The 870-nt window shown below is 77.7% G+C and carries 1 protein-coding gene and 1 pseudogene; one reads left to right on the top strand and one right to left on the bottom strand.

The window, feature by feature from the left end; all coding sequences use genetic code 11:
• Positions 1-483 (top strand): annotated as a pseudogene (locus E1291_RS41530) (hypothetical protein); the annotation flags it as partial.
• Positions 484-529: 46 nt separating this feature from the next.
• Here E1291_RS41530 and E1291_RS41525 read toward each other — a convergent pair.
• The coding region (locus E1291_RS41525; protein WP_165495557.1) for a SpoIIE family protein phosphatase at positions 530-870 on the bottom strand (341 nt) is incomplete at its 5' end.

Genomic DNA, 870 nt, shown 5'->3' with positions numbered 1-870 from the left:
CTGCCCGCCGTGCGGGCCGCGCTGGCGAAGGACCCGGCCGCCCGCCCCTCGGCGCCGGGCCTGCTGCTGGCCCTGGTGGAGCAGTCCGGCCACGCCGGCGGCCGGACCACCGGGCGCGCCGGGAGCGGCCCGGTCGACGGGGGGCTCGACACCCCCACGCGGGCGTACGCCGCTGTGGGAGATGCGCCGGCCGCCGCCCCCTCGTCCGTCCTGTCGCCCGCCCGGACGCGACTGCTGGCGGGCATCGGGGCGGCGGCGGGCACGGTGCTGATCGGGGTCGTCGTCATCGGGCTGATGGGCCGGGGCGAGGGGCGCCCGGCCGCGCCGGTCACACCGGCCGTCACGGTTCCGCCGACGAAGAAGGTGGGGACGGTGGGCTCGCGCCCCTCCCGGTCACCGGCCGTCCGGCCGCACAGGTCGCACAAGCCGAAGCCCAAGGCGAAGCCGAAGGCGAGGCACGGCCGGCACAAGGGCCGGCACTGACCCGAGGGCGGCACCGGCCCGGCACCGGCGGAGTATGACCGGAAGGTCAGGTGCGCCAGATCAGGACGAGGGCGCAGTCGTCGTCGCGCGCCGCGGCCATCGTCTCCACGAGTTCGCGCGCGCCCTCGCGGAACCCCTGCGGGACGAGCCGCTCCGCCTCGCCGAGGAGCCGGTCGATCCCGGCGTCCAGGTCGCTGCCGGGCGACTCCACCAGGCCGTCGGTGTACAGCAGCAGCGCGTCGCCGGGGCGCAGCTTTCCCCGCTCGGGCACGCACCACAGGTCGGGCACGACGCCGAGGACCACGCCCTTGGCCGCGCTGACCCGCCAGGCCCCGGTACCGGAGTCGAACTGGACGGCCGGCGGATGCCCGGCCGACTCGACCGAGT

It is taken from the genome of Actinomadura roseirufa, from assembly GCF_900659635.1.
In the GTDB taxonomy this organism is placed as follows: Bacteria; Actinomycetota; Actinomycetes; order Streptosporangiales; family Streptosporangiaceae; genus Spirillospora; species Spirillospora roseirufa.
This window is presented reverse-complemented; position numbering and strand designations above follow the sequence as displayed.